At 51.3% G+C, this 6,426-nt stretch carries 9 protein-coding genes and 2 pseudogenes; 4 read left to right on the top strand and 7 right to left on the bottom strand.

Annotated elements, in window-relative coordinates; all coding sequences use genetic code 11:
- Positions 1-116 (top strand): annotated as a pseudogene (locus KP701_RS15695) (IS5/IS1182 family transposase); the annotation flags it as partial.
- Between the two features lie 68 nt (positions 117-184).
- Here the strand turns inward: KP701_RS15695 and KP701_RS15690 are convergent.
- The 3 genes from KP701_RS15690 to KP701_RS15680 all read right to left on the bottom strand — a co-directional run bounded on the left by KP701_RS15690 (position 185) and on the right by KP701_RS15680 (position 2,305).
- Positions 185-481 (bottom strand): hypothetical protein, encoded by a 297-nt coding sequence (locus tag KP701_RS15690; protein ID WP_215747869.1) that lies wholly within the window; start codon positions 479-481, stop codon positions 185-187.
- A gap of 227 nt (positions 482-708) precedes the next feature.
- Positions 709-1,986, bottom strand: a complete 1,278-nt coding sequence (locus KP701_RS15685) for a PBSX family phage terminase large subunit (RefSeq protein WP_215747868.1) — start codon at positions 1,984-1,986, stop codon at positions 709-711.
- A complete protein-coding gene (locus tag KP701_RS15680; RefSeq protein ID WP_215747867.1) occupies positions 1,979-2,305 on the bottom strand; it encodes a DUF5681 domain-containing protein in 327 nt (108 codons plus the stop codon). The genes KP701_RS15685 and KP701_RS15680 overlap by 8 nt, the downstream gene beginning before the upstream one ends.
- Positions 2,306-2,397: 92 nt before the next feature.
- Here KP701_RS15680 and KP701_RS15675 point away from each other — a divergent pair, with 92 nt between their 5' ends.
- A complete protein-coding gene (locus KP701_RS15675; protein ID WP_215747866.1) occupies positions 2,398-3,204 on the top strand; it encodes a hypothetical protein in 807 nt (268 codons plus the stop codon).
- 92 nt (positions 3,205-3,296) lie between these two features.
- Here the strand turns inward: KP701_RS15675 and KP701_RS15670 are convergent, their stop codons facing one another.
- Entirely contained in the window at positions 3,297-3,800 is a 504-nt protein-coding gene (locus KP701_RS15670; protein WP_215747865.1) for a hypothetical protein, read from the bottom strand.
- Positions 3,797-3,922, bottom strand: a complete 126-nt coding sequence (locus KP701_RS16620) for a ribbon-helix-helix protein, CopG family (RefSeq protein WP_371819025.1) — start codon at positions 3,920-3,922, stop codon at positions 3,797-3,799. Before KP701_RS16620 ends, KP701_RS15670 begins: the two co-directional genes overlap by 4 nt.
- 248 nt (positions 3,923-4,170) lie before the next feature.
- Here KP701_RS16620 and KP701_RS15660 point away from each other — a divergent pair, with 248 nt between their 5' ends.
- Positions 4,171-4,944, top strand: coding sequence for a Rha family transcriptional regulator (locus KP701_RS15660; RefSeq protein ID WP_215747863.1), 774 nt, complete (start codon positions 4,171-4,173; stop codon positions 4,942-4,944).
- Positions 4,941-5,291, top strand: a complete 351-nt coding sequence (locus tag KP701_RS15655; RefSeq protein WP_215747862.1) for a hypothetical protein — start codon at positions 4,941-4,943, stop codon at positions 5,289-5,291. The genes KP701_RS15660 and KP701_RS15655 overlap by 4 nt, the downstream gene beginning before the upstream one ends.
- Positions 5,292-5,649: 358 nt before the next feature.
- Here the strand turns inward: KP701_RS15655 and KP701_RS15650 are convergent, their stop codons facing one another.
- Together KP701_RS15650 and KP701_RS15645 are read right to left on the bottom strand one after the other, a co-directional pair.
- Positions 5,650-5,835 carry a hypothetical protein gene (locus KP701_RS15650; protein WP_215747861.1) on the bottom strand — a complete coding sequence of 62 codons (186 nt, stop codon included), beginning with the start codon at positions 5,833-5,835 and terminating at the stop codon, positions 5,650-5,652.
- 475 nt (positions 5,836-6,310) lie between these two features.
- A pseudogene (locus KP701_RS15645) lies at positions 6,311-6,426 on the bottom strand (IS5/IS1182 family transposase); the annotation flags it as partial.

Genomic DNA, 6,426 nt, shown 5'->3' with positions numbered 1-6,426 from the left:
GTCTGTTCGTCCGAACTGTCGGTATCACCCGGGCCACCATGAGGATCGGCCTTGCCAATATTGTCTACAACATGCGCCGCTTCCTCTTCCTCGAAAGATTGAACGCGAGCGCGTAGTCCTCCCACTGGCGATGGACCGCGATCTGCTCAAAACGCAGAGCGAAAGTCACCCCCGAAACCCTCAATCAAAGCGCCAAAAAACTAAAATCATCAGACAATCGCATCAACAAACAGTTCTTCGATCCCTCCACCTTGTTGATCGTCAGGCAGGGGCGGGGAGAGCCGCCAAACGTACCAGAACGCGCCTGATAGACGGCGCTGTCCCACTGATCGTGGTTGTACGCATCGGCATGGAAGAAGCGGAGATCATCGAGCGCACGCCTGCGCCAGTCAGCCTCGAAAGACTGGGCAGCTTCATACCGTTCCTTGACCTCGGAAATGACTGAATCTGTGCCGGGAATAGTATCGCTCATGCCGACCACCGCGCCCAGTCATCCGTTGTCGGATCATAAGCGACTGCAACACCATCTCGCATGAAGACATGAAGGACGGTCGTTCCGTCAGATGCAGAGAAACGTAAACGCCGGAAACAGAAGCGAGCAGCCCCAAACCAAAATCGGCGGTAAGCCAAGCGAATTCGTGTCTTCATGAGGTAATCAGTTACCACATTGAAAACTGTCAGTACAACAGAAAAGACAGGCTGAACCGATTAAGCGCCCATCCAGCCGGCACCGCTTACCGCGAAGGTCTGGCGCTGGATTGGCTTGCGTTCTGCTCGTGGCTTCGGATCATTGATCGCGACGGCCAACTGCCGGAATGCATCAGCGCCATGTGAGGCGTCATCGTGCAGCGGCTTCTTGCTGAACTGCCCGGTCTGCTGGTCCACGTCATATCGGTAACGTCGCAGCGCGTTTATGCCGTCTGCCGTCGCCTGCTCATCAAACCACACGCGAGGGAACAGGGCACGGGCTGCGCTGATCCCGGCCATGATCGGCAACTGAGGCAGAACCGAGATCGGCATGGAGCGGGCGCGCAGCTGAGCCGCGATGGTTTTGCCTGCGGCCGATAGCTGCCCCTGATTGGCATCATGCGGCAGGAAATGGCGCTCGTACCGATAGCCGCGCCGCTCAAGCACGCCAACGTAATGGTCGAGGCCTTCCATCCGGTTCTGGTAGAAGTCGATCACTCGGATATCGAAGCCGATCTTCTGCCAGAACCAGATGCTGGTCATGTCTGACCAACCTAAATCCCACGCCGTGAATACGGGCGCAGACGGATCATATTCCACGCGGCAAATTCGCTGCTCGTCTGTGACCTGCCGGATCTCGCTGGCATAGATCGCGCCCTCAAGAACCTGCTTCGGATTGCCCTGCCAGACGTTCAGCCATGCGTCGTAATCCGTGGCCTTGAGCTGCTCCATTTCTTCGCGCAGCACAGTAGGGAAGAACGGGTTCTGATCCCAGTTCACCTTCCGAACAATCGCATTGCGCGGAGGGTTCAGAACGAACCGGCGATAGACCTCATCCTCAGCAAGCTCAGGGTTGAAGCCCAGCCAGATCTCCGAGCCTTCCTTACGAATCGTCGGGATCAGAATGTCCAGGCTTCCCTTGGTGATCGTCTGCGCTTCCTCGATCCAGCAGCGGTCGATGCCCTCGATCGACTTGATCGACGCGATGTTATGGCGAAGGCCTGCGAAGATGAACTCGGTTCCATTGCGGCCAATGATCGTCGTGTTTTGGACCGTGTAGAAACTGGCCAGAGCAGGGTTTCGCGCAATATGGTCAGCCAGCAGCGAGTGAACAGAGTCAGAAATGGACTTCTGAAATTCACGCGCGCACAAAACGCGGATCGGCTTCTCCGCACCCTGGATCAGCAGAGCAAGAGCCATGCCCCAAGATTTGCCCGACCCTCGGCCACCATACGCAACCTTGTAGCGCGCAGGCTCGAACAGGAAGGCGAGGCTCTCAGGGAACTGGACCTCACTCACTCGGTCGAACCACGGTCACGACAAGGCCGAGCGGGGCGCCATCCTGTCCGCTGATCTCGACAGTCTCTTTCGCTTTACCCCACGCGCGGTCGAGCAGGGCATTGGCAGCAGACACACGAGCGCTTTCAGGAGAGGCCGGACTGCCGGCAATTTCCGCAAGCGCTGTAATGGCGGTGACCGTGTGCGAACGGGCGAGAGCGATCACCTCGCGGAGGTCTTTTGGAATGCCGCCGGGATTGCCGCTCTGGCCCTTTTTGAAGGGCTTCAGATTGGCATTGCCCTTCCGTTGAGCCCCACTGCTCTCAGTGGCTTTTGTCATAGGCTCAACCTATCATCAGGCTGGGTTTGGCACAAGCAAAACCGGTAACAGGATACCATATTTCCGCGCTCAATATGTGCTACTGATTAATCATGACAACTATCGTGATAGACCTTAATTCCAAAATTATTGCTGCTGACTCGAGAACTTCCGCAGACGGCTGTGATAACGACGAATTTTTAATATTTATTGATGACAGAAATGAAGATAAAATTATCTACTTGAAGAAGTATGGTTTGATATTTTGTTGCGCTGGACACGGACCGACGGACATTTCATGGAAAAAGTGGCTTCGAAACGAAACTGAGTGTTTTCCTGCATACCCACCAAAAAAGAAAAAAACTGTGGATGGAATTACTTCGGAATATATCGGAGCAATTATTGCCGTTATTGACCTAAATAAATTAGAATGTAAAATTATTCTTGGAGATGAGAGATTAATTAATTATAGTATAAATAATGATGCCATATTTATTGGTACAGGAAGAAGATTCGCTCAAGAAGAGTGGGAAGAAAGCTATGATGCAATTAAATCAATCAAATTTGCATCGGAAAAAGATATAAAAACTGGCGGAGAAATAAAATACTTTAAATTTGATAATTATGATAATAACCTTTCTCAAATTAGAATTAATCATTGCGCAACAAGGAGATTATTTAGAAAAGAAGGGAGGGTGGTTTACAAAACAAATATCAATATCGAAATCGCCGCTTCCGTTGAAGCTAAACGGAATCCGAAGATAGAAGAAAGACTATCGAAGCAGGATGATCTGGCTGCCACAATGGATCCAAATAGCGATTACCCGACATCTGCATCCACTAAACCTGTATGGCCTGAGTGTGAAAAAGTACGCGTCGAGAAACTTCTACGCCGCCTGATGCCGGATAGATTTCAATAACCACTGTACTCCTGCCTAAGAAGTTCTGCCCCAAGTGGAGAGCGTGCCCCGGATCTAACCCAAGAAAAAGCGGTAAGGGGAGGGACTTAGAACTATTGGCGCTTAGGGCAACGCGCCAATGAATCAAATCCAACCGCCGCGCCGCCAGACATGTACCCATCAACCGAAGCAGATAGATCGATATGGTATTTCACCTCATCTCTTTGCCATTCGATACTCTCAACGGCGACAAAATATCCAGCTTTATCAGTAGGGCGCTGTGACACGGATATATTTTTTGGTTTTCCAAATTTACTTATAAAATACTGAACGGTATTAATATAATTATTATTTGATCCTATATTTTCGGAGTAGGAAGAGAGTTTGTCATTGCAAAATTCTATCCCCCCGCTTTCGGGAAGCCCACTCTTGTTGTTTGTTATAAAGTAATTATCCCCGAATATCGGGCCTTTTACACTAAGCCCCCTTGATGCCACTTCTTTTTTAAATTCTTGCCATGACATACCGGGATAATACCGACTTATATCCTCGGATTTTGCAAACGAAATCGGAATGAATATTAAAGAACAGCATATTATAGTCGGAATAACATTCACTTCTCCGCCTCCAAGCCCTTTTGGATCAACCGGCGAATTGCTTCAGAGCGACTGACGCCTTTAGCAGATGCCCATTCAACAACAGCCTTGATCATTTCGGCAGGAACCCGGCCAGCCAACATTGGATCGGTTCCTGTTGGCGGACGTCCCTTTTTACGTATTACGTTTTTTGTTGACGTATTCATTCTTTTACGTCTAACGTAAAAACAGGCCGGAGGGAAGCACCACCTTCCAACCGGCCCTAACCATTAACCGGAGGACACCCGGCCATGGCTAAAGCCATTCATACCACAATTGCGACTTTTCGTCTTCTGTTCGACCGGAAGTTTTCCATGTCGATCACGCCGATCATGGTGAAGGGAGACGAAGCATGAGCGCGTCACTCGCAAACATCGCCGTCACCATGTCCTCCCGCGAAATCGCGGAACTGACGGGAAAGGAGCACAAGCACGTTCGCCGCGACATCGAAAAGATGCTGACGGACCTAAAGGAAGATGGGTCCAAGTTTGGACACATCTATCAGGACGCCTACGGGCGCGATCAAAATGAGTATCTTCTCCCCAAAGACCTGACCATCACGCTCGTTGCTGGATACCGCTCGGACCTCCGCCTCAAGATCGTCCGTCGCTGGATGGAGTTAGAGACTGTCCCCACGGCGCCGGCAGTCCCGACCTCCTTCCGTGAAGCCCTGCTCCTCGCAGCCGACCAGCAGGAGAAGATTGAGGCACAGGAACGGGAGCTTGCGATTATCACGCCCAAGGCCGCCGCTCATGACTACCTTGCCAGCCTGCCCGGAGAGCTTGGCGTTCAAAATGCGGGCCGGGAACTGAAAGTCGGTCAAAAGTGGGTGACGGACTATATCGACGGTCACGGCTGGTCATGCATTCAAGGCAAAAAGCGCGTTCCAGCTCACTACGGTCTCAAGATGGGATACGTCCGCCTCGTGCCGGAGACCTACAAGCACCCGTACACGGGCGAGGAGATGGTGAAGCACGAATTCCGCATCACGCAGAAAGGTCTGCGGCGACTGGCGGAAATCATCATCGAGACGAAGGCCCAGAACGAAGGCAAGACCGGCCTTCGCAATCTGGCTGAAAAGGTCGGTAAGCCCCCTTTCGCCAAGAAGCCGGAACCGGCGTCATGAACGCGTTGGCCGCCCGGCAGGACGCACGGATCACAGGCGCCGTCATGGTTGAGGGTAAGATGCTGTGCTTTGACGCAACGGACTACGATCTGGAGCCCGGCACAGAAGCCGTGGTCATCGGGACGAAAGGCGAGATCTATGTCGCGCCCATCGCGGAAAACCATCCGGAAGACCGGGCGCGGCTCGCCCGCATACGCAGCGCGCTCATTCCGTATGTGTCTGGTTTCTACTCCGCCAGAGTGCCGGAATTTCTACAGGTGAAGGTGCTCGGGCGGTATGTGCCAGTGCCCTGCGCCCCTCCCGCAAGAGCAGGGAAGGGCGCTGTCCAGTCTCTGCAAGCAGTCTGACTATGGATCCGCCCTTCGGGGCGGCTTTCTATATTCATGCAGATGATTTCTGTTTAACATCGCTCCGCCGAATTGGGAATTAATTCGGGACTTCGAATGCTCGGAGTTAATACTAACAAAAAAAAGGAATCTCCATGGAGACAGTAAAATTAAATCACACCAAAGGAAGAAGCTATATTGATGTAATAGAGTTTCTTAATGATAATTTTAATTCATATAAAACAAATAGAGGATACAATTATACAATTGTTTATTTATTTGATATGGACAGTGCATTATATCTGAGTATGAAGTGGGATAACTAATTCCCGTTTTCAAAATACTTGGAGGGGCGACCTCTGAGGCCGCCCCGATAAAATCACCCCCAAGGACGCTGAAGATCTGGAAACGCTTTTCCGGTCTTAATCTCGGAAATACGTCCAGGATTGACGTCGAAATCAGCCGCAATACGGTTCTGATATTCTTTCGTCGCCAGTCGCGCGATGATAATTTGCGCGTCCAGATCAGTCAGTTTTTTCGAGGGCTTCCGGTTGTTTTTGGCCATAATGACGCTTCTTCTTTCTGATGAAGAAATGAAGAACCGCCTTGACCGATGCCGACTGAATAGCGCAGAATAACTGTGCTACACATGAATGGGCATTTCCACTGGCGGTTCAGTCGCTTGTGGAATTGAAAAGGGCAGGGGCCGAATCCTGCCCTTTTCTCGTTTCTGGAGCTTTTGTAACTCATCTGCCTAATGCAGGCAACGTATTTCGCCGTACAGAGCGTTTTTGATGCTTGATGGTGAGATATGTAGCAAAAACTCTGCACTGCACTCTACGGCAAACGTCGAAGCTCTCAGTGCTATGCTGGAGGCGGGTACATATCTCACTCTGCCGCACGAAGTTGGAGGGATCGAAGAACTGTTTGTTGATGCGCTTGTCTGATGATTTTAGTTTTTTAGCGCTTTGATTGAGGGTTTCCGGGGTGACTTTCGCTCTGCGTTTTGAGCAGATCACGGTCCATCGCCAGTGGGAGGACTACGCGCTCGCGTTCAATCTTTCGAGGAAAAGGAAGCGGCGCATATTATAGACGATATTGGCAAGGCCGATCCTCATGGTGGCCCGGGTGATACCGACAGTTCGGACGAACAGAC

Origin of the sequence: Gluconobacter sp. P1C6_b, assembly GCF_018811945.1 — a bacterium.
In the GTDB taxonomy this organism is placed as follows: domain Bacteria; phylum Pseudomonadota; class Alphaproteobacteria; order Acetobacterales; family Acetobacteraceae; genus Gluconobacter.
Note: the sequence above shows the minus strand (reverse complement) of the source record. Positions and strands in the feature narration are given on the sequence as shown.